This window comes from Prochlorococcus marinus str. NATL2A (assembly GCF_000012465.1).
Lineage (GTDB): Bacteria > Cyanobacteriota > Cyanobacteriia > PCC-6307 > Cyanobiaceae > Prochlorococcus_B > Prochlorococcus_B marinus_B.
Genome location: NC_007335.2, coordinates 806,133 through 828,385 on the forward strand (window position 1 = coordinate 806,133; position 22,253 = coordinate 828,385).

Annotated in this window: 24 protein-coding genes; 12 read left to right on the forward strand and 12 right to left on the reverse strand. The window is 33.2% G+C overall.

Features of this window, described 5'->3' with window-relative positions; all coding sequences use genetic code 11:
* The first annotated feature begins 17 nt into the window (after positions 1-17).
* Positions 18-1,478 carry an Asp-tRNA(Asn)/Glu-tRNA(Gln) amidotransferase subunit GatA gene (gene gatA / locus PMN2A_RS04255; RefSeq protein ID WP_011293798.1) on the forward strand — a complete coding sequence of 487 codons (1,461 nt, stop codon included), beginning with the start codon at positions 18-20 and terminating at the stop codon, positions 1,476-1,478.
* Between the two features lie 71 nt (positions 1,479-1,549).
* Positions 1,550-5,068 carry a DNA polymerase III subunit alpha gene (locus PMN2A_RS04260; RefSeq protein WP_011293799.1) on the forward strand — a complete coding sequence of 1,173 codons (3,519 nt, stop codon included), beginning with the start codon at positions 1,550-1,552 and terminating at the stop codon, positions 5,066-5,068.
* Between the two features lie 8 nt (positions 5,069-5,076).
* Here PMN2A_RS04260 and PMN2A_RS04265 read toward each other — a convergent pair whose 3' ends face one another.
* Genes PMN2A_RS04265 through PMN2A_RS04285 form a run of 5 tightly spaced genes read right to left on the reverse strand, consistent with a single transcriptional unit; the run spans position 5,077 to position 7,870 of the window.
* Positions 5,077-5,517, reverse strand: coding sequence for a PAM68 family protein (locus tag PMN2A_RS04265; protein ID WP_011293800.1), 441 nt, complete (start codon positions 5,515-5,517; stop codon positions 5,077-5,079).
* Positions 5,518-5,544: 27 nt separating this feature from the next.
* Positions 5,545-5,814 (reverse strand): 30S ribosomal protein S15, encoded by a 270-nt coding sequence (gene rpsO / locus PMN2A_RS04270; RefSeq protein ID WP_011293801.1) that lies wholly within the window; start codon positions 5,812-5,814, stop codon positions 5,545-5,547.
* 50 nt (positions 5,815-5,864) lie between these two features.
* Positions 5,865-6,539 (reverse strand): Holliday junction branch migration protein RuvA, encoded by a 675-nt coding sequence (gene ruvA, locus PMN2A_RS04275; protein WP_011293802.1) that lies wholly within the window; start codon positions 6,537-6,539, stop codon positions 5,865-5,867.
* A 39-nt stretch (positions 6,540-6,578) separates the two neighbouring features.
* Positions 6,579-6,965, reverse strand: coding sequence for a cAMP phosphodiesterase (locus PMN2A_RS04280; RefSeq protein WP_011293803.1), 387 nt, complete (start codon positions 6,963-6,965; stop codon positions 6,579-6,581).
* On the reverse strand, positions 6,962-7,870 hold the full coding sequence (locus tag PMN2A_RS04285) for a DMT family transporter (RefSeq protein ID WP_011293804.1): 909 nt from the start codon (positions 7,868-7,870) through the stop codon (positions 6,962-6,964). The genes PMN2A_RS04280 and PMN2A_RS04285 overlap by 4 nt, the downstream gene beginning before the upstream one ends.
* A 48-nt stretch (positions 7,871-7,918) precedes the next feature.
* On the opposite strand from PMN2A_RS04285, the gene dnaG reads away from it, so the two are divergent.
* Positions 7,919-9,946 (forward strand): DNA primase, encoded by a 2,028-nt coding sequence (gene dnaG, locus PMN2A_RS04290; RefSeq protein WP_011293805.1) that lies wholly within the window; start codon positions 7,919-7,921, stop codon positions 9,944-9,946.
* A gap of 19 nt (positions 9,947-9,965) precedes the next feature.
* Positions 9,966-10,265 (forward strand): hypothetical protein, encoded by a 300-nt coding sequence (locus PMN2A_RS04295; protein WP_011293806.1) that lies wholly within the window; start codon positions 9,966-9,968, stop codon positions 10,263-10,265.
* Positions 10,266-10,278: 13 nt separating this feature from the next.
* Here the strand turns inward: PMN2A_RS04295 and PMN2A_RS04300 are convergent, their stop codons facing one another.
* The 5 genes from PMN2A_RS04300 to PMN2A_RS04320 all read right to left on the reverse strand — a co-directional run bounded on the left by PMN2A_RS04300 (position 10,279) and on the right by PMN2A_RS04320 (position 13,426).
* On the reverse strand, positions 10,279-10,785 hold the full coding sequence (locus tag PMN2A_RS04300) for a hypothetical protein (protein ID WP_011293807.1): 507 nt from the start codon (positions 10,783-10,785) through the stop codon (positions 10,279-10,281).
* A 50-nt stretch (positions 10,786-10,835) separates the two neighbouring features.
* Entirely contained in the window at positions 10,836-12,113 is a 1,278-nt protein-coding gene (locus tag PMN2A_RS04305) for a Y-family DNA polymerase (protein WP_011293808.1), read from the reverse strand.
* 2 nt (positions 12,114-12,115) lie between these two features.
* On the reverse strand, positions 12,116-12,550 hold the full coding sequence (locus PMN2A_RS04310; protein WP_011293809.1) for a LexA family protein: 435 nt from the start codon (positions 12,548-12,550) through the stop codon (positions 12,116-12,118).
* A 62-nt stretch (positions 12,551-12,612) separates the two neighbouring features.
* Complete coding sequence (locus PMN2A_RS04315; RefSeq protein WP_041711182.1) at positions 12,613-13,050, reverse strand: 23S rRNA (pseudouridine(1915)-N(3))-methyltransferase RlmH; 438 nt, start codon at positions 13,048-13,050, stop codon at positions 12,613-12,615.
* 10 nt (positions 13,051-13,060) lie between these two features.
* The gene (locus PMN2A_RS04320; RefSeq protein WP_011293811.1) at positions 13,061-13,426 is read right to left on the reverse strand and encodes a hypothetical protein; all 366 of its coding nucleotides are present in this window, start codon (positions 13,424-13,426) and stop codon (positions 13,061-13,063) included.
* A 110-nt stretch (positions 13,427-13,536) separates the two neighbouring features.
* On the opposite strand from PMN2A_RS04320, the gene rsmA reads away from it, so the two are divergent.
* From rsmA to secF, 6 genes are all read left to right on the forward strand, one after another.
* Positions 13,537-14,412, forward strand: coding sequence for a 16S rRNA (adenine(1518)-N(6)/adenine(1519)-N(6))-dimethyltransferase RsmA (gene rsmA / locus PMN2A_RS04325; protein ID WP_011293812.1), 876 nt, complete (start codon positions 13,537-13,539; stop codon positions 14,410-14,412).
* Positions 14,390-15,349 (forward strand): 4-(cytidine 5'-diphospho)-2-C-methyl-D-erythritol kinase, encoded by a 960-nt coding sequence (gene ispE / locus PMN2A_RS04330; protein ID WP_011293813.1) that lies wholly within the window; start codon positions 14,390-14,392, stop codon positions 15,347-15,349. Before rsmA ends, ispE begins: the two co-directional genes overlap by 23 nt.
* Positions 15,336-15,698, forward strand: coding sequence for a DUF3082 domain-containing protein (locus PMN2A_RS04335; protein WP_011293814.1), 363 nt, complete (start codon positions 15,336-15,338; stop codon positions 15,696-15,698). The genes ispE and PMN2A_RS04335 overlap by 14 nt, the downstream gene beginning before the upstream one ends.
* A 192-nt stretch (positions 15,699-15,890) precedes the next feature.
* Positions 15,891-16,880 (forward strand): pyruvate dehydrogenase complex E1 component subunit beta, encoded by a 990-nt coding sequence (locus tag PMN2A_RS04340; protein WP_011293815.1) that lies wholly within the window; start codon positions 15,891-15,893, stop codon positions 16,878-16,880.
* Between the two features lie 2 nt (positions 16,881-16,882).
* Positions 16,883-18,373 (forward strand): protein translocase subunit SecD, encoded by a 1,491-nt coding sequence (secD, locus tag PMN2A_RS04345; protein ID WP_011293816.1) that lies wholly within the window; start codon positions 16,883-16,885, stop codon positions 18,371-18,373.
* Positions 18,374-18,397: 24 nt separating this feature from the next.
* Positions 18,398-19,363, forward strand: coding sequence for a protein translocase subunit SecF (secF, locus tag PMN2A_RS04350; protein ID WP_011293817.1), 966 nt, complete (start codon positions 18,398-18,400; stop codon positions 19,361-19,363).
* Positions 19,364-19,668: 305 nt separating this feature from the next.
* Here secF and PMN2A_RS04360 read toward each other — a convergent pair whose 3' ends face one another.
* Positions 19,669-19,866: a hypothetical protein gene (locus PMN2A_RS04360; RefSeq protein ID WP_011293819.1), complete on the reverse strand. Its 198-nt coding sequence runs from the start codon at positions 19,864-19,866 to the stop codon at positions 19,669-19,671.
* 147 nt (positions 19,867-20,013) lie between these two features.
* On the opposite strand from PMN2A_RS04360, the gene PMN2A_RS04365 reads away from it, so the two are divergent.
* Both PMN2A_RS04365 and PMN2A_RS10470 read left to right on the forward strand, forming a co-directional pair.
* Positions 20,014-21,663 carry an ArnT family glycosyltransferase gene (locus PMN2A_RS04365; RefSeq protein ID WP_011293820.1) on the forward strand — a complete coding sequence of 550 codons (1,650 nt, stop codon included), beginning with the start codon at positions 20,014-20,016 and terminating at the stop codon, positions 21,661-21,663.
* A 33-nt stretch (positions 21,664-21,696) separates the two neighbouring features.
* The gene (locus PMN2A_RS10470) at positions 21,697-21,840 is read left to right on the forward strand and encodes a hypothetical protein (RefSeq protein ID WP_011295059.1); all 144 of its coding nucleotides are present in this window, start codon (positions 21,697-21,699) and stop codon (positions 21,838-21,840) included.
* Positions 21,841-21,851: 11 nt separating this feature from the next.
* On the opposite strand, the gene PMN2A_RS04370 is transcribed toward PMN2A_RS10470, so the two are convergent.
* On the reverse strand, positions 21,852-22,196 hold the full coding sequence (locus PMN2A_RS04370; RefSeq protein ID WP_011293821.1) for a hypothetical protein: 345 nt from the start codon (positions 22,194-22,196) through the stop codon (positions 21,852-21,854).
* Positions 22,197-22,253: the final 57 nt, after the last annotated feature.

Below are 22,253 nucleotides of genomic sequence, written 5' to 3' on the forward strand. Positions count from 1 at the left end.
TTTTTTATAATCTAATAATGACTTTTGAAGACTTACGCCAGAAATTAAAAAGTGGTGAGGTTTCTTCCAAAGAACTTGTTCAAGAAAAAATAAACCGAATAAATGAATTAGATCCAACTCTGAATTCCTTTTTAATTGTTAATACTGAGCTAGCTCTAAGCAAAGCAGAGCATATCGATAAACAAATCGCTTCTGGCGATCATTTACCGCCTTTGTCAGGGATACCCATTGCTATAAAAGACAATCTTTGTACAAAAGGAATTAAGACAACTTGCGCAAGCAAGATTTTGGACAACTTTGTCCCCCCATACGAGTCAACAGTTACAAAAAAGCTTTTGAACGCAGGAGCAATAATGATTGGCAAGACAAATATGGATGAATTTGCTATGGGGAGCTCTACAGAAACCTCTGCATTTGGTCCTACTTTGAATCCATGGAACATTACAAAAGTTCCAGGAGGCAGCTCTGGTGGTAGCGCAGCTTCTGTTGCTGCCGGATTATGTTATGGATCTCTGGGTTCTGATACTGGCGGGTCAATCCGACAACCTGCTTCTTTTTGTGGCGTTGTTGGCATGAAGCCAACTTATGGTCGAGTAAGTCGATGGGGGTTAATAGCTTTTGCTAGTTCTTTAGATCAGGTTGGTCCATTTGCGAATAATGTTTCTGATGCAGCTGAGATTTTGCAAGTTATATCTGGCAAGGATGAATTGGATTCAACTACTGTTGATATTCCCGTTCCCAATTATTTAGAGACTCTTTCTAAGTCAATTAAGGGAATGAAAATAGGTTTAATTGATAACTGCTTTGATCATGAAGGTTTAGCCACTGATGTTAAAGAATCTGTTCTTAGCTCTGCCTCGCTGCTAGAAAACTTAGGCGCAGAAATTGTTAATATTTCTTGTCCTCGTTTCAATGATGGAATTGCTACTTATTACGTTATTGCCCCATCTGAAGCTTCAGCGAATTTAGCTAGATATGACGGAGTCAAATATGGATTCCGCGCTGAAGATGAACAATCTCTTATAGAGATGACCTCCAAAAGTCGAGCACTTGGTTTTGGAAGTGAAGTTAAAAGAAGAATTCTTATTGGAACTTATGCTCTATCCGCTGGTTATGTTGATGCTTACTACAAAAAAGCCCAGCAAGTTCGAACTTTGATACGTAGAGATTTTGATGATGCTTTTAAAAAAGTAGATGTTTTGTTAGCGCCAACAGCACCTACTACTGCTTTTGGTTCTGGAGATAATATTGATAATCCAATGGCGATGTATCTATCGGATCTATTAACTATTCCAGCAAATTTGGCTGGATTGCCTGCAATCAGCCTGCCGTGTGGTTTTGATAAATACGGTTTGCCTATAGGGTTGCAGCTAATAGGAAATGTTTTTGAAGAAGGGAAGCTTTTTCAAGTAGCTAATCAATTTGAGAAAGCTGCTGAGGTTTATAAGAATAGGCCTAAAACAGATTTCACGTTATAAAGTTTGAACCACTTCATGTGGAGAATATAATTATCGCTACACTATATGCAGTGTAGTTCCGTGGAATATTAATGGCTTTTGTTCCCATTCATAATCATAGTGACTACAGCCTTCTTGATGGAGCAAGTCAGCTCCCTTTAATGGTTCAAAGGGCAAAGGAATTGGGGATGCCAGCTCTAGCTCTTACTGATCATGGAGTAATGTATGGAGCGATTGAATTATTGAAGTTATGTAAGGCTGCGAATATAAAGCCAATTATTGGGAATGAGATGTATGTTATCAATGGTTCAATTGATGACCCTCAGCCCAAAAAAGAAAAAAGATATCATCTTGTTGTTGTAGCGAAAAACCAGATTGGTTATGAAAATTTAGTAAAGTTAACTACGCTTAGTCATTTAAACGGTGTTAGGGGAAGAGGTATATTTTCAAGACCATGTATAGATAAGTATTTATTTAAAAAATATAGCGAGGGGTTGATATGTTCAACAGCTTGCTTAGGTGGTGAAATTCCACAAGCGATTTTAAAAGGAAGAAATGACGTTGCTAGAGAAGTAGCAGCTTGGTATAAAGAAGTTTTGGGTGATGATTTTTATCTTGAAATTCAAGACCATGGATCAATTGAGGATAGAATTGTTAATAGTGAAATAGTCAAAATATCCGAAGAACTTGATATTAAAATTATTGCTACCAATGATGCACATTATTTATCAAAGAATGATATTGAAGCACATGATGCATTGATTTGTGTTTTGACTGGAAAGTTAATAAGTGATCACAAAAGATTGAGATATACAGGGACTGAATATATTAAATCTGAGGATGAAATGAGAAGTTTATTTACTGATCATTTAGACAAAAATGTCATAAATAGTGCAATAGAAAATACAGTTAAACTATCAAACAAAGTTGAAGAATATAAGATATTAGGCACTTATAAGATGCCAAATTTTCCTATACCTGATGGTTATCAACCAATTGAATATCTTAAAGAGATAACTATCAAAGGTTTACTAGAAATTTTAGATATTTCTAAATTTGAAAATCTTCCAATCACATATAAAGAAAGACTTGATTATGAGTTAAAAGTAATAGAACAAATGGGCTTTCCTACATATTTCCTTGTTGTATGGGATTATATAAGATTTGCAAGAGAGCAAAATATTCCTGTAGGCCCTGGTAGAGGTTCAGCAGCTGGCTCTTTAGTCGCTTTTTCTCTTCATATAACTAATATTGACCCAGTAGAAAATGGTTTGTTATTTGAAAGATTTCTCAATCCTGAGAGAAAGTCAATGCCTGATATTGATACTGATTTTTGTATTGAAAGACGTGGCGAAGTTATAGACTATGTAACTAAAAAGTATGGTGAAGATAAAGTTGCACAGATAATTACATTTAACAGAATGACATCTAAGGCTGTTTTGAAAGATGTTGCTCGTGTACTTGATATTCCCTATGGAGATGCAGACCGCTTAGCGAAATTAATTCCAGTTGTGAGGGGAAAGCCTGCAAAATTGGCAGCTATGATTTCAAAAGAATCGCCAAATAAAGATTTCTATGAAAAATACAATAATGATTCAAAAGTAAAGAAATGGGTTGATATGGCAATGAGGATAGAAGGGACAAATAAGACTTTTGGTGTTCATGCAGCAGGTGTAGTTATTGCTGCTAATTCACTTGACAATTTAGTTCCTCTTCAAAGAAACAATGATGGACAAATAATTACTCAATATTTTATGGAAGATATTGAATCACTTGGTCTTTTGAAGATGGACTTTTTAGGACTTAGAAATCTTACAATGATCGAAAAGACAATTGATTTAGTTGAGAAATCAATTGGTAAGAGATTAGATCCTGATTCTTTGCCTTTCACTGATGAAAAAACATTCGAACTTCTTTCTAGGGGTGATTTAGAAGGAATTTTCCAACTTGAATCTAGTGGAATGAGACAAATAGTAAAAGATCTAAAGCCTTCATCTCTTGAGGATATTTCTTCAATTCTTGCTCTTTATCGTCCAGGCCCTCTTGATGCAGGATTGATTCCTAAATTTATAAATAGAAAACATGGGAAGGAGAGTATTGATTTTCAACATCAATCACTTGAGCCAATTTTAAGTGAGACTTATGGAATCATGGTTTATCAAGAGCAGATCATGAAGATTGCACAGGATTTAGCAGGATATTCGCTTGGGCAAGCAGATTTATTGAGAAGGGCAATGGGTAAGAAAAAAGTATCCGAGATGCAGCGCCATAGAGCGATCTTTGTTGATGGAGCTGTTAAAAATGGTGTCACAAATGTCATCGCTGAACAGTTATTCGATCAAATGGTTTTATTTGCTGAATACTGCTTTAACAAAAGTCATTCAACTGCTTATGGAGCGGTTACTTATCAGACTGCTTATTTAAAAGCACATTATCCTGTCGCTTATATGGCGGCATTGCTTACCGTTAATGCTGGATCGGCTGACAAGATTCAAAGATATATTTCTAACTGTAATTCAATGGGCATAAACGTAATGCCTCCAAATATCAATACCTCTGGTGTTGATTTCACTCCAAAAGATAATTCAATTCTTTTTGGTTTTTCGGCTGTCAAAAATTTAGGTGATGGTGCAATTAGAAAAATTATCACCTCTAGAGATGAAGATGGCCAATTTACTTCTTTAGCACAATTCTGTGATCGAATTTCACTTGGTTCCGTTAACCGAAGAGGACTTGAGGCGTTGATACATAGTGGAGCGCTTGATTGTCTTGAAAAAAATGCAAATCGCGCTCAGCTTATTGCTGATTTGGATTTAACTATTGAATGGGCTTCTTCTAGAGCAAAAGATAGAACGAGCGGTCAAGGTAATCTCTTCGATTTATCTAATTCCACAAATAATGAATCATCACCGACTGATGATTATTCATCAGCTCCAAAGGCGAAAGAAGTCCAAGAGTATCTTCCTTCAGACAAACTTAAATTAGAAAAAGAGCATGTTGGATTCTATCTATCTGATCATCCTTTGAAGCAACTTTCAGAACCAGCAAAATTGATTGCTCCTATTAGCCTTAGTTCTTTAGAAGATCAAAAAGATAAGTCAAAGGTTAGTGTTATTGCAATGATTCCAGAAATGAGAGAAGTCACAACTAGAAAAGGTGACAGGATGGCAATTATTCAACTAGAGGATTTAACTGGTTCTTGTGAAGCTGTTGTTTTCCCAAAAAGCTATGAACGATTATCAGATCATTTGATGGTTGAAACGAGGTTATTGATATGGGGCAGCGTAGACAGGAGAGATGAAACTGTTCAATTGCTTATTGATGATTGTCGTGAAATTGATGACTTAAGATTTCTCTTGATTGATCTTCGTCCTGATCAAGCTACAGATATCAATATTCAGCATAAATTAAGAGAATGCCTTTCTAAAAACAGACCTAACAGAAATGAATTAGGTGTACGTATCCCAGTAGTAGCATGTCTAAAGGACAACACTAATACTAGGTATGTAAGGTTGGGCGATCAATTTTGCGTTAAGGATGCTGACCTGGCTTTGGAGGCACTATCTAAGGATTCATTTATTGCAAGATCAAGTAAAAGCCTTGTAATTTAAACTTATTTTCAACTTGAAATATCTTTTTGACTTGTTTTGAATGCATCTTTCATCCTATTGATGTTTGGCTTTATGTTTTCAAAACCAAGAAAACTTCCAGTATTTAAATCCCAACTAGCTGAGAGTATTCCATAACTTAATCCTAATAAACCTATAAGGAAACAAAGCGCTGAACTTACAAGAGTGACTGTTGGAGATATTTCAGCAATACCTTTGCTTATTAAAAAATAACTTCCAATAAATACTCCCATGCCACTTAGGGTTGGAATGCCTGTCGTAAAAGCTATTCTTCTTGCCATTCTATTTGCAACATAGCTTGGTATTCCTGATTTCTTGCTACTACTTTTTGAAGATTTCTTTGAAACTATTTTTGGAGTCGAGTTATTGCTGGATAATCCTATTTTTACTTCTTTAGGTTGGTCCTTTTTGTTTTTCTTTGAACCTTTCATTAGCTTCTAGCAATCTAGTACCAGCCATTATCCTCTAATAGCTAATTTTTCAATGAGCTCTGTATATCTTTTTTCACTTTTAGAACGTACATAACCTAAAAGTCTTTTTCTCTGCCCAATCATTTTGAGCAATCCTTGTCTTGAGGAGAAATCATGGATATTGCCTTGAAGATGTGTGCTTAATTTTGAGATCCTTGTGGTAAGCATCGCAACTTGAACTTCTGCTGAGCCAGTATCAGTTGGATGTACTTGATGTGTGTTGATTAGATTTTGTTTCTCTTCTGTGCCAAGTGACATTTGTTTAGCTTTTCTTATTGAGGAATTCTAATTTAATCCCTAGCCTTCTATCAAGTACTCTTTTCACTTAATTTCATAAGAATCTCTTTGAGATGTTTATCCATTAGATCTGCTTTTTCTTCTGCAGATGATGAATTCAATAACAAAGAATTTTCTTTTTCATTGATTGTGATTATTTTAATTGATTCTTTTATTTCATTATCTACATAGCCAAGTGAATTTAGAATTAAATATATTTCATCAATATATTTGGAGAATTGATTAGCCTCTATGTCATTTTTGTTTTCATGAATTGTTTTATCATTATCTGTAAATCTTTGAAGTTTATTTCTTAGCTCAACTATTAATCTCTCTGCTATTCTTTTACCTATGCCTTGGGTTTTTGTTAATAAATTAGATTCTTTATTTTCTATTGCATTAACTAATTGAGGAACTTCAAATTCCTCTAACATAGCCATACCTATTTGGGGGCCTATTCCATTTACACTGATTATTTCTCGAAATAGATCTCTTTGATTAACCTCTATAAAACCATATAAACTTGTGCCATCTTCACGATCTATTTGATGAATCCATAATTCAAACTCATTTAAAACTTCAGCTTTATCTATTTGTTTTGGTAATAGTTGTATTTCATAGCCAACACCACCAACATTTAGAACGACTCCTTTTCTTGAGGATATTTTCCAAGTATGAACTTTTTCGCCTTTTAACCAGCTAATCATTATTTATTTTGATTAAATTTCTGAAAATATAAAATATTCTCAACCACCATCAATCTGACATCCAACCATTGACCCTCCTACCAAACCAGCAGGAATTGCCCACCAACGATCTTTTCCTCTGGATATTGCTGTAGCGAAGCCAGCGCCTAAAATTCCTCCTGCAATTTTGCCTTCAGAGCAATCATTGTTATCAAATTCATTGTTATCGAATGTTGATCCAGCACCTGGGCAAGGAACTTCAACTGTTTCCTCCCATTTTTTGACATATCCAGGATCTTTTCTTGTCCCCGGAATATATTCTTCTCTATATTCGTTTCTCGTGCAAGTTTTACTAGAAGAGTAGCCTCGCTGATATTCATCTGCAAGAATCGATGTTGATCCACTGCAAATAAAAACTATTGAAAAAATTAAAGATTTACAATTCATATTTTTGATTGTGTTCTCTTGGATGCACTCATACTAATAATAGTAGAAATAAGAACGCAAAATCCACCTAAGTATATTGAACTTGTTATTTTTTCTTGAAATATCAATACTCCCCATATACTTGCAAATATAACTTGTGAATAATTTAGTGAAGTTGCTTGGCCAGCTGGTAGTAGTCTTAACCCCTCTGTTATACAGAGTTGTCCAATCTGTGTAAAAATACCAATACCTATTATCCAGAACCAATCTGTACCAGAAGGTAATACAAAATCATTAATAATAAAAGGAATAGATAAGGGGATAGAGACCAAAGGGAAGTAGTAAATAATTACAAGAGGGTGTTCTTTGGAAGAAAGCTTCCTTACACATATATATGCCAATGATGTCATCAGTGCACCAAATATTGCAATGATTATTGCTAATATTGTCTCTTGAATATTACTGTTGCCGGTGAATTCAGGCTGACTAACTAAAACAATTCCTATCCAACCAATAATGATTGAATATACTATTCTACTTAATATAAATTCCTTTAAAATTATGTAAGCACATATCACTGTAAAAGTTGGATAAATGTATTGTATTACTGTTGCTGTTGCAATAGGTAATATTGTAAGAGCTTTGAAAATACAAAATAGTGCAACTGTTCCTAGTAAACCCCTTATAATTAATAATCTTTTCTGATATCCCCAAGGGTTAATGTTATTTTTATATAAGTAAAATCTTGTTATTATTATACTTATTGTAGCTCGTGCAAATACAAGTTCTGAAATAGGGATCCTTCCCCCAATCGCCTTCACACAAACAGTCATAAGGCTAAATGCAAAACCGCTTCCTATTAAAAATCTGATCCCTTTAAAATTTTTTTCTATATTTAATTTATTGGTAAGTAGTTTTTCTCTCAATTCCTAAATCTCTTAACTAAATATTTAAATATCAATTAAAATTATCATATGGCTTCTGCTCGACTACATCCTAAGACAATTGAGTCTGTAAAAGAGCGCGTAGATATTGTTGATGTTGTTGGTGAACACGTCGTTTTAAAGAAAAAAGGTAAAGAATATGTTGGAATATGTCCTTTTCATGATGATAGTAAACCTTCAATGTCAGTAATTCCTGGCAAGCAATTTTATTATTGTTTTTCATGTGGAGCTGGTGGAAATGCAATTAAATTCTTAATGGAGTTTCAGAGACAAAGTTTTAGTGATGTTGTTCTTGAGTTGGCTAAGAAATATCAAGTACCAATTGATACGATTGAAGGACCTCAACAAGAAAGACTCAAGCAACAGCTTTCACGTAGAGATACCCTTTATCGTGTTTTAAAAACCGCTACTGGTTGGTTTAGAAATCAATTGAATTCTCCATGTGGAGAAAATGCACTTAATTACCTTAAGAATAAGCGTAATTTAAGTGATGGAACTTTAATCAATTTTGAACTTGGTTTTGCTCCAGATAATTGGGATTCACTGCTTAAATATTTTGTAGACATTGAAAAAGTCAGTGTTGAAATCCTTGAATCGGCGGGATTGATTGTTCCTCGAAAGGGTGGTAATGGTTTCTATGACAGATTTCGCAATCGAATAATTGTTCCTATTCACGACAGGCAAAAAAGAGTTATTGGTTTCGGCGGACGAAGTCTTGATGGTTCAGAACCTAAGTATTTAAATTCACCTGAGACTGAAATCTTTGAAAAAGGAAAAAATCTTTTTGGTTTTGATAAATCCACACTTTCCATTAGGAAAAAAGATTATGCAGTTGTTGTAGAGGGATATTTTGATGTGATGGCACTTCATGATTCGGGTATTACAAATGTTGTCGCTTCTTTAGGAACAGCATTAAGTCGCAATCAAATAACGCTTCTTTCTCGTGCCACCGATAGTAAAAAGATCCTCTTAAATTTTGACTCAGATAATGCTGGAATTCGTGCGGCTAATAGAGCCATTAGTGAAGTAGAAAACCTTGCTATTCAAGGTCAACTAGATTTACGAGTCCTTCAATTACCTTCAGGTAAAGATCCAGATGAATTTCTTAAGGATAATTCTCCATCCGAATATGAAGCATTAGCGGCAAAATCACCTCTTTGGATGGATTGGCAAATTGATCAATCATTGAAGGATTTAGATTTAAGTAAATCTGATCAATTTCAGGAAGCCGTTAGCAGCTTAGTAAGTCTCCTTGGAAAGCTTCCTCAAACTGCAATTAGAACTCATTATCTACAGAAGGTTGCTCAGCGTCTTAGTGGAGGTCAAGGTAGATTCTCTCTACAACTAGAGGAGGATTTACGTAATCAAATAAGTGGTCAAAGATGGCACGGTCGATCGAAAAAAATTGATAAGCCTCAAGAAATTAGTCTCAGAGAAAGAAGTGAGGCAGATATACTTTTTACTTATATTCACTGTCCTAATTATAGATCTTTTATTCGTTATGAACTTCGATTAAGGGATCTTGATGATTTCGCGATTAATCATCATCGTGCAATATGGTCTACAATAAGTAACATTGAGGAAAATATGTTTGGTCCTGAAATTGTTGAGAAGATTAATCGTTTTAATGATTCTAATAATATTTTAGCTGATGTTGATTTAATTAAAAAGTTGTTAGATAATTTCCTATCCAGTGATAATGAGCATCTTCCTAAACTTACTCCTTTACTAGATGTTAATGAACTTCGTTTGGCAACATTAAATGACCCCGAGTCGCTCATCCGTGGAGCTTTGGCTGCTCTTGAAAAGCAAAAATCCTTAAAACGTTGTAGACATTTAATTGATGCATGGAGTTCGCAGAGATTGCAAACCCTTGAGAATTGTATAGCCTCTCTTATTGTTCAGGAAAAATCTGAGCCTAGCGATTCATCTGATATGGAACAGAGAGTTATTAGCATGTTTGAAGACTTAAATAATGATGCTATAAATTTTCAACAACTTTATTACGCGGAAAGAAAACACATACTAAATCTAGATCAACAGAGATGTTATAAATAATTTTATATAGTTTTTATCAATGAAAAATATCTCACCTTTTAATTTGGATCAATGTTCTTTATCTAATGATCTATGGCCAGATTTTATCAATAAAATTGGTCTTATTAAGGCAAATTTAGCTGTACGACAATCTCTCGATCTTCAGAGAATGCAGGGATCGACTTCCACTCTACCGGTCCTTATTCTTGAAACATGTGGTACTGCTCTGGTGAATTCCGATGCCGTTAAGACTTATATTGGTCTTTCATATTTGGAGCAAGGAATGGTTTTAATCTTTAGTAGTAAATTAAACTCTATTCAGTTACTTAGAGACAATTAATATTACTAAAATATTATAGACAATATTTTAGTAATTCATTTTTTACTAATCTTGGTTTATCTTCTAATATATATGCTTGTCTTTCTTTTTCTTCCTCTCTGGAAATTCTAATAGATCCATTAAAAGCATTGATCTTGGATGGATTCATTGATAGCTTTCTGTCTATTTTTAATAACTTTCCATTATTGCACTCTTGTGCGACATGAACAGCTTCATGCCTTAAAGCTTTTTTTATATGTAAGGCTGTCCTTTCAAAGACATCCTTATTTTTCTTTCTTAGATGCGTATATCCTTCTCGATTCTTTGCGTTATTTGTACAAATAATAATTTCCTTTTTTACACGATTAAAAAAACCCACATAGTTCTCACCTAACAAACATAATTTTGTATTTTCTGCTGTCTTATATCCCGCCTTTTCAATCATCCTTATTATTTCTACTTCTGTTCTATCTATAAATTCTATGAACTCCACTATATTTTTTTTTCTAGGACTTCTATTCTTTTCAATGTAGCATGACACTCAGTTTGAATTTTAATATGTAGCATCATTGTTAAATATTATACTAACTTCTAATTAGCATATATAGTCGGAATATTTTCTATATTTGTTGTTTTTATACTAGATAGATTTTTTCTTCGGGGGCTCCATTCTGTATCCATCATTGATGATCCCCAATTTATTGTATCTATACCATTTTTCGAATTAATATTATCTATTACATTATCTAGTCTCTGTAGATATAATTCTTCTTTAATATTCTGTGCATCAAATATTAGGTTTTGTTTGTATTGATTGCTTTGAAGTTTATGTAATATTACACCTGCTTTTATAAAATTTTTATATGGTTTAAAAATTTCTTTTGTTAGTGATAGGCTTTTTTCAATCATGATCTTTGAGTTAGAAGTTGGAACGCTTATTTTTTCTGTTGCTTCACTCCTAAAGAAATCTTTTGAATGAGTATTTGTATTCGTAAAAACCGTAATAGCTGAAGATAATTGATTGTATTTTCGCAACTTAGCACTTGCGATTAAAACGTATTTAATAATTGCTTGGCTCAAATCATCTAAGCTATCTATGGGATGTGCAAAACTCCTGCTTACGCAGATTTCTTTTCGATCTGATGAGTTCTCTTTTATAGGGATACAGAGGTTTCCTTTTAATTCATTTTGAATGCGTAGACCAACTACACCATACTTTCCTTTGATTTGGTCGCTTGACATATCTCTAAGTTCTCTCGCATTAGTGATGCCTCTGTCTTTTAGCCATTTAGACATCCTTTTGCCGATACCCCAAACTTTATCTACATTAATTAGATCAAGATAATGATCTTTATTTTCAACACGACCTATATCAAATATACCTGAATTCGTTTGTATCTTTTTTGCTAGATGATTAGAAATTTTTGATAGAACTTTTGTCTCACCAATACCAATAGATATTGGTATTCCTATGTTTTGATAAACCAAAGCCCTTAAATCTTTTCCCCATTTGTATAAGCACTTTTCTTTTGGACGTTTTATAGTTCCAAACGCTTCATCTATAGAGTAAATTTCCAGTTCTTCGCAATTTTTTCTTAGTAGTTGCATTAATCGATTACTTATATCACCGTACAGTTCGTAATTTGAACTTCTCACATTTATATTTAATTGATTTAGTTTATTCTTTAACTTGAAATAAGGCTGTCCCATAGGAATTCCCATTCTTCTGGCCTCTGAACTGCGAGCTATTATGCATCCATCATTATTCGAAAGTACTACTAATCCCTTTCCTTTTATGGAAGGATCGATCATTTGTTCACACGAAGCATAGAAATTATTCCCATCAATTTGAAGTATTACTTTGGACATAATTAGACTTTTGATTGTTGTAGTTCATGTATCGAATAAATCGCTACTCCCCATATTTGTATATCTATATATTCATATAAGTTTATTGCTGGATAATTTTCTTTATCTGCTTTCAGATAATAACTATCTTGCTTTTTGATAAGTCTTTTTAATGTGAATTCTCCATCCAAGAGAGCAACTACAATATGTCCAGGATTTGGGTTTATACTGCGATCTATGATTAATAAATCGTTGTTATAAATTCCTGCGTTATTCATTGAATTACCGCTTACACGTAGAAAGAAGGTGCTTATTGGATTCTTGATTAAGTATTTGTTTAGATCGATACCGAGCTCTATGTAGTCTTCCGCAGGAGAAGGAAAGCCTGCAGAGATAGTTGGAATTAATAGTGACGACAAGCCTTCTGTTGATGAAGAGCGAGAGCGATTTGAACCCATAGGAGCAGATCAATACTATGCATTATAGTACACTTGAACTATTACTCCGCCTTCGGATCTGCTTATTCCTTGTGGTAAGGGCCTCCTTGGGTGATTGCTTTTGCGCGGTAGAGCTGTTCTATTAGTAATAGGCGAGCTATTTCATGCGGAAAAGTTAGAGGTGAAAGACTTAATTGCCAAGAGGCTAAATTGTTAAGGGAAGAGGAAAGACCTGAAGCACCTCCAATAACAAAAGTAATATTTTGATTGTGAGAATTTAGAAGTTTTGTTGCTAGTTGTTTTGATGTAAATGATTGCCCATTTTCGTTAAGAGTTACCAGAAATTCATTTTTGCTGATAATTTCTTTGATCGTATGTTCTTCTTTTAATTGTGTGCTGTCTTTAATTTCTTTAACTTCTAAACCAGGTAATCTTTTTAGGTACATTTCTATACCTTCTTGAATCCACTTTTTTTTTATTTTTCCTATAGCAATGATTTTATAGTGTGAAATATTAAGCATAAAGTTTTTTCTAATCGATATCATCTTCAAGTAGAAATTTTTGAAATTGTGTGTATAGGTTTAGGGCCTCTTCAGCTGAAAGATCTTTAGAACTTTCATTGATCTGTGGATCTGAATTTGAAGAAATTTTCACATTATTTGATTCAAGTTTTTTTAGTCTTTCTAGTAAATGAGGTGGTACGTTCCCATCTGGACTTATTTCCATCAACTCTCGAAAAAGTTGTTCAGGGTTAGTTTCGGTTTCAACTGGGTGTAACTGTTGTGTTTTAGTTTCTTTTTGATTATTTAATTCATTTGATTGAGGTTTTGATATCTCTTTGGGAAGTTTACGTCCTAGCTCTTTTAGACGCTCAAGGCTATGGCTATCAAAAGTCATTTTTAAAATGTATATTGATTGAAGATCTTCTTGTGAGTATATTTTAAATAATTTATTTTTATTTGAGTGAAATATGTGATCGTTTCCAATGTGGTTTGGAGTTTATGCGTATGGGTGGTGATAACACTTTGAATGATTTTAGGCACATCCCAAGAAAACGCTTTGGACAACATTGGTTGAAAGATCAGGGTGTTTTGGATCAAATAGTCAAGGCGGCCGAATTGAATCCTGAAGATTGCGTATTAGAAGTTGGTCCGGGTAAAGGTGCTTTAACTGAAAAATTAATTGAATCCCAAGCAAGATTCATTCAAGCAATAGAGCTAGATAGAGATTTAGTCGTTGGCTTGAAAAAACGTTTTAGCCATCAAAATAAATTTAGTTTGAGAGAGGGAGACATTCTTTCTGCCCCACTGGATGCTGAGAATGGACTCACTATCAACAAAGTTGTAGCTAATATTCCTTACAACATCACAGGGCCACTATTAAAACGATTGATTGGTGAATTAAGAAAAGCGCCTGATAATTGTTTTGAAACTTTAGTGTTACTTATGCAAAAAGAAGTTGCACAAAGACTTCTAGCAAGACCTGGGACAAGCAATTTTAGTGCTTTAAGTGTACGGATCCAGCTTTTAGCTAAGTGTCAGGACGTATGTGATGTGCCTTCTAAATGTTTTCAACCAGCACCGAAGGTGGATTCTAAAGTAGTCATGATTAAGCCCTTTGCATCTATTGATCCAGATTTTTATGAGGTAGGGAATTTATTAGAGAAACTTTTGAAACATGCTTTTGCTGGTAGAAGAAAAAAATTACGAAACACGATTGGAAGTTTTGTTACTTCCAACGATCAAATAAAGGAATTTTTCGCCTACAGAGGTATTAGTCTTGATCAAAGACCACAGGAAATTTCACCTTCCAATTGGTTCGGCTTGGCAAAAGCTTTAAAAGAAACTTGTGTTATCGAAAATGGTACCTTCCAAAGCAAATGAAGATTTTCTTATCGCAAATGCACATGCAAAAATTAATCTACATTTAGAGGTTTTAGGTATTAGGAGCGATGGCTTTCATGAATTAGCAATGGTCATGCAAAGTATTAATTTAAGTGATCAATTGAAAATGATAAAAAGAGTAGATAATACTATTAATCTAAAATCTAATAATAAAGAAATTAGTAATGGTGACGATAATCTAATAATAAAAGCTGCAAAGCTGTTGAGAAATAAAGTAGAAAATCAAGAATTAGGTGTTGATATTGAACTTGAGAAAAACATACCTATTGGGGCAGGATTGGCAGGGGGATCTACAGATGCAGCTGCAACATTACTTGGATTAAATAAACTCTGGAAGCTAAATCTTAAGATTGATGAATTAGAGAACCTATCAAAAGAAATAGGATCAGATATCCCTTTTTGCATATCAGGAGGGAGGCAAATATGTTTTGGTAGAGGTGAAATTTTAGAAAAATTGAAATTTGATCAAATTCAGTTAGGTCTTGTTTTAGTTAAAGACCCTTCAATACAAGTATCTACTCCAGTTGCATACAAAAAATATAAAGAGCAGTTTGGTGAAAGCTATCTTGAAGATGATAGGGATTTTGAAATCAAAAGAAACTCTATTAGATCTATTGACTGGTCTGATCAGTCGCTTTTTGATAATCGTAAAGAAATACAAAATGATTTACAAAAAAGCATTCGCCCTATGACACCAGAGGTTGAGAAGTCATTGAATTTATTATCTAGTTTGCCAGATTCACGTCTTGTTTCAATGAGTGGTTCTGGTCCAAGTTGTTTTGCCTTGTTTCAAAATTATGACCAAGCAAATAAAGTACTCAAAGAACATGTTAACGAATTTGAAAGGGCTGGTTTATCAGCTTGGGCATGTTCAATGATGTCTAATGGAGTTGAATTAAGAAATGAATTCACCTAGTAATGGGTTTAAAAATGAATCTGATGAATTAGCTAATCAATCATCAAGTTCTTTACATCCCAATAGCCCTGAACCACAGAAAGGCCCCATAAGCTTTCTCTCAGGTTCCATTACGAGCTTGTCTTTTAGCTTCTTAAGTCTTTTTATTAGTAAAAAGATAGTTATATATTTTTCTATTCATTCTCCTAATTATTCTTCACCGTTTGCCCAGAGTATTGCTTCTGGTTTTAAAACACTGATTATTGGGATTAGCTTTCTTGCAACTTTTACGTTTGGTTTTATTGGACTGGGTTTGTTTTTAGTATTTATTCGAAGTTTGATTGAAGGCAAAAAGGAAAAAACTGACTAGTATTTAAAGATTAAATTGTCATATTTATCTTTCTATGACTCTTCACGATTTGGGACTTTTGGTTTTATTACTATCTCCTGGGATGTTGCTTTCCATATTGCTTTTATCGACTTTTGCCGCAGGTGGGTAATTAGGCACTGTTTGAGATAGTTTGGAATAACAAACCGGTAATCCGGACGATCTGTTAAAGCTGTGAAAGGGACTCTTTTATTTAATGCTCTTCGAGAAGCAATTGATGAAGAAATGGGTAGAGATCCACTGGTATGCGTGATGGGTGAGGACGTTGGACAATATGGCGGGTCTTATAAAGTGACGAAAGATTTATATGAAAAATATGGAGAGTTCAGAGTCCTAGATACCCCTATTGCTGAAAATAGTTTTACTGGTATGGCTGTTGGTGCAGCCATGACAGGTTTAAGACCAATTGTGGAAGGGATGAATATGGGTTTTTTGTTGCTTGCGTTTAATCAAATATCAAACAATATGGGAATGCTTAGATATACGAGCGGGGGAAATTTTACTATTCCAACAGTTGTAAGAGGCCCTGGTGGTGTTGGAAGGCAATTAGGCGCTGAACACAGTCAAAGACTTGAAGCCTATTTTCATGCAGTTCCTGGTATCAAAATTGTCGCTTGTAGTACTCCTACAAATGCTAAAGGTCTAATGAAAGCTGCTATAAGGGACAATAATCCTGTTCTTTTCTTTGAACATGTTCTTCTATATAACCTCACAGAAGAGCTGCCTGAGGGTGATTATGTCTGTGCCCTAGATCAAGCCGATCTAGTAAAGCAGGGAAGCGATATTACTATTTTGACTTATTCGAGAATGCGTCACCACTGTTTAAAAGCAGTCGAACTTCTCGAGGCTAAGGGAATTGATGTCGAATTAATTGATTTAATTAGTCTTAAGCCTTTTGATATGAATACAATCTCTAAATCAATTAAAAAAACTCATAGAGTAATTATTGTTGAGGAATGTATGAAAACAGGAGGTATTGCAGCTGAATTGATGTCTTTGATTACTGAAAATTGCTTCGATGATTTAGATTCTCCTCCTGTTCGTTTAAGCAGTCAGGATATTCCGACTCCTTATAATGGAAACTTAGAAAATTTAACCATTATTCAACCTCATCAGATAGTAGATGCTGCTGAAAAAATTATTAATAATGGTGGGTTAGATTAATAATGGGCAGAAAGAATTACTGGTTTCTTTTCGTTATCCTTTTTGCAATATTTAGTATTTTTATATGTACAAATATTCCTTTTCAATTAGGATTGGATTTAAGAGGAGGTAGTCAACTAACTCTAGAGGTTCAGCCTACTAAGGAAATTACAAAAATTACTCCTAACGAAATAGAAGGAGTTAAGGCTGTTCTTGACAAGAGGGTAAACGGATTGGGAGTTTCAGATTCTCAACTTCAAACTGTAGGAACAAATCAATTGTTATTAGAACTGCCCGGCGAGCAAGATCCTTCTGGGGCAGCGAAAGTATTAGGAGAAACTGCTCTATTAGAATTCAGAATTCAGAAAAATGGTACAGCGGCTCAATTAAGAGATCTACAAACTCAACGAAATAGTGTTGAATCTATAATTAGCTTATTAGAAGAGAATAATAATTCAGCTCAGTTACTAAAGGAGATCAATATTAACAATGATATTAATCAGTTATTCGAAAAATATAATATTCAATCTGACCAGATATTAGATGAAGTTCAATTTAATACTTTAAGGAATAAAATAAGTACTGAAATAGCAAGTCTTTTTGAACCAACATCATTAACTGGACAGTATTTGACAAATGCAGGAAGACGACAAGATCAAAATACCAATAATTGGGAAGTCACTTTAAGCTTCAATAATGAGGGAGGAGAATTATTTGCAGATCTCACAAAATCCATCGCTGGCACGTCTCGATTGCTTGGAATTGTTATTGATGGTATCTCATATAGCGAAGCAAGTGTTGGTAAGCAATTTGAAACAGCAGGTATTACTGGGGGAGCCGCGACAATAAGCGGTAATTTTACTGCGGATGATGCTAGAAACTTAGAAGTTCAATTAAGGGGAGGTGCTTTACCACTACCTATTGAGATTGTTCAAATAAGAACAATAGGCCCATCTTTAGGTACACAAAATATTCGTTTAAGTCTTTTTGCTGCTCTAACAGGCTTATTTTTCGTAGGTATTTTTATGATCTTTATCTATAAACTTGCTGGATTTGTTGCTGTCTTGGCATTATCTTGTTATTCGCTATTTACTCTCTCTATTTATGCTCTACTCCCAGTAACTCTTACTCTTCCAGGTATAGCTGGATTTATATTAAGTATAGGAATGGCGGTTGACGCTAATGTTCTTATTTTTGAAAGATTAAAGGAAGAACTACTTAATGGAAATACACTGATTCGGTCAATAGATGCAAGTTTTAAAAACGCTTTTTCATCAATAATTGATGGTCATTTAACAACTTTAATAAGCTGTATTACGTTATTCTATTTGGGAACTGGATTTGTAAAAGGTTTCGCAGCAACCTTAGGTATAGGGGTTATGTTGAGCTTATTTACTGCCTTAACATGTACAAAAGCAATTTTGAAGTTCTTGATGAGTTTTCAAGGTCTTCGAAAAATCTCTAACTTTATTAACGTTAATCAGATTCCATCACCATCTATCAACGTCCAATAACAACTAGTTCAAATTTTTTAAATTATGAAAGCTAAATTTAATGTTCAAATTTATAAAAATAGAAAATATGTGTGGCTTATTTCATTCTCTTTATGTTTAATTTCAATAATTGGAATGCTAATTTGCCTTAAAAGTACTTCTATTAATGCCCCTTTAAATCTTGGCTTAGACTATACCGGAGGAACTCAAATAACCTTAGAGAGGAGTTGTACTGATGAATGTATTAGCTTAAATACAAGTGAAATATCTAATAATATAATCGCTTTAAAAAAACAGGACAAAAGCTTTAGTTCAAATACATCTCCCAACTTATCTAGATCACAGATTCAATTACTTGATAATTCACAATTAATATCCATTAGGCTTCCATTTTTATCGGCAAATCAATCTGAGTCTGTAGTGGCCGAGGTTAATAAATCTTTTGGCCCATTTAACAATGAAAATACGTCTGTTGAAATTATTGGTCCAAGTCTTGGGAGGCAGTTACTTAAAAGTAGTTTAATTTCTTTATTCTTTGCTTTTCTTGGAATAGCTTTATATATTAATTTTAGATATGATCGACGATACTCATTTTTAGCATTATTAGCTCTTTTGCATGACATACTTATTGTTTGTGGTGTATTTGCATGGCTGGGGTATTTCTTTAATGTAGAGGTCGATTCCTTATTTGCTGTATCTCTTTTAACCATTGCAGGCTATTCAGTAAATAATACTGTTGTCGTTTTTGATAGGATAAGAGAAAAAAGTTTAATAGAAAATCAATTAAGTTATAAATATCAGATTGATAAAGCCGTTGGTGCAACATTGACGAGGACGATATATACAAGTCTTACAACACTTCTTCCATTAATATGTATATTAATTTGGGGAGGATCAACATTGTATTGGTTTGCATTTGCGTTGTTAATCGGAGTTATAATTGGATCATGGTCGAGTATAGCTTTAGCTCCTTCATTGTTATCAATAACAAGTACAAAGAAGCTTGATTGATTAAACATGAGCTTAATTTCAATTGGTAGACTATTTATTTATTTAAGATGCAATTGGCTACAAATTATTTTAATTATTCTTTCAATATATGATTTAAGAATTGACCTTAGAGTTCTAATTGATTTTTTTACTTTTTCGACTCTTTTTTATACTATTTCTGAACACCCGTTGGCAATTACGATACTAATTACAAGTCCATCTCTTTTAAAAAACAATAAATAATTCTAAATTTAGAAACTAACATATTATTTTATATTTAGTAACTTTAAATTATCACTGGCTTGTTAAAAAGAAATGAGTCGAGTTTATTTTTTTGCTTTTCTTGATGATTTTGGTTCAATTACTACTAAAAGCTCCTCCATTTGCGTCATTAATTTTTTTACTTCTGTTGGTTCTGGTAGGGCCAACTCTTCTGTTACACCTAAATGCATTTTTCTCAGTTCAGCTCTTAAGATCTTGAGGGATGCCTTTACTTCTTCCTTCTTTTCCTTAGCGGTTGCCATCTTTTCCAAGTCTTATAATATCTATCATTATACATGATGTTATTAATTCATACTTTTTAGATTCCCAAATCAAATCACTAAGTATATAATTTGGTTTAAGTGTAGTTCATTAAAAATGAACGTTTGAGTTTCTAGTCATATTCGAATATGCAAATTCCTTTATCTAATGTTATTAACTATATGAAGATTAAAGTAGTAGTTTTAAATTTTTTCTTAAAGAACAAAAAAATTATTTTACCTTTCTTTGCTATTCTTTTTTTTATATCACTTTATTTCCTTATCGATTTTTCTAGTCAAAGTCTTGTCGCTCATGACGAGGGACTTTACGCGAGAAGAGCAAGATTGACTGAGTCCTCTGCTAATTGGTTTTCCCCCCCCTTCATATCCCCTCACCATAAGACAGTAGGAAGTTATTGGTTTATAGCATTATCTATAAGGTTGTTTGGGAATAGTGAACTAGCTGTAAGGCTTCCAAGTATTCTTTCTTCTTTCCTTTGCTTAATAACCTCATACTTAATAGCATTAAAAACTACAAATAGTAAGTCTGCATTGATTTCTTTGTTTTCACTTTCATCAATGCCATTATGGATTCAATATTCAAGATATGCAAGTCCAGATCTACCATTTGTACTTTGTATTCTATTAGTTATATTATTTTTCCTTAAATCACTAGATTCTTCAAAATATATAAGTCAGTATTTAAATTTATTTTGTTCAGGCCTTTTTATTTCTTCTTCTTTTTTTATTAGAAGTTATATGGCCTTTGTTCCTTTTATAGGTCTAACCCCTTTCATTTTTTATCATTTATTTAGAAAAAAGTTTACTTTTAAACTTTTCTTTTGTACTGGAATAGCTGTTGGGTTTATTCCCACGTTTCTTAATCTGTATTTTTCGTTTCAAAAGTTTGGGATCTCCGGAATTACAAGCCTTTTTGATTTTGCAAAGAAACAGGCTCTCGGTGAAGTTTCTTTTAATAATTTATTACTCGTACCTGTTAATTTTCTTTATTTAACATTTCCGATTGGAATATTACTTCTTTTTCTTTTTGTATTCACTGGATCCAATAATAAGGCTAAATATCCATTATTGATTTATTGTTACCCTCTTTTATCTTTAATCTTACTATTATGCATGTCTAGATCATATCCACATTATTATCTTTTTCTCTTACCTTCTTTATCTATAATCTTTGCCAACTACCTAACATCTAATTCACCTAGATATTCATTTTCAAGCTCTATTATTAGCTATTTAGTCTTTATTCTACTTTTAATCTTATCATCTGTTCTATTATTTTCAATTCTTAGATTTTCAGACCAAGTACTTCTTTATTCAAGAGGAAATCCCTTAATAGTGTATATTCTTATCTCATTAATTGTGTTATCCTATATTACTTCACTTAGATTTCTATTTGATATTAAATATCCAAATTCTAATATTATTAATTTCTTTTATAATATAATCATACCGCAATATATTTCTTTATCATTATTATTTAATTTTGGTGTGCTAGGTAATCCCAATCTTAATACGAAACTTTTCCTGAAGGACGCAGATGTTTCATCAATTATAAACTCTAATACTATTTATCTATTTAGTGTTGACAGTAAGATTCAGACTTTACTATCGTATTATTTACCTTCCTCTGTGATTGTAGATGAGTTTGAAGTAATTAGTAAATATAAGTATGTAATTACTTCTAATGCTAATTCATTAGAAAAATTAAAATACAAACAAATCTTTGTTCCTGTTAAAAAATTTGACAATCACTTATTATTAATGAATATTGACTCATAGTATTATACTAATTATTTTGAACCACATAATAAAATGAATAAGATGCTTAAAAATGCCTACGCGAAATTTTGGGTTCCGGTTATGGGCAGGTTTATTTCTAAATTGATTCCTTTACTTGAGGGAACGGTTCCTGAGAAACCACCAACATATGATATTGATCGTGATAAATCTAAATAACTAACATGTGATTATTCTGGTAAGGAGCCACCATGACAATATCCAACTGCTAGTGAATTTATATCTATTGCATTTTGTGATCTGTTTGAATTATTAGATTTTAGATACTTTGTCGTTTTGTCTATACATGAGGCACTTGATGATGTATACCTTACTATTGGATATATGTATAATATACCTGCAATTATTATCGCGGAATAGACAATATTTTTTTTATTTTCATTAATGAAATTTGCAGCTTCTTTTTTCTTCTTGAGATATTTAGAAAGCCATGAATCAGGTAATCCGATTTGAACAAACAAGAGTTCAACCCACCATGGTAGCTTTGATTGGTTTTTATCTGATTTACTTTTCATATTGATAGTTAGATTAATTAGCCCTTAAATAAAATTGATTAGGGCTAATATCATATC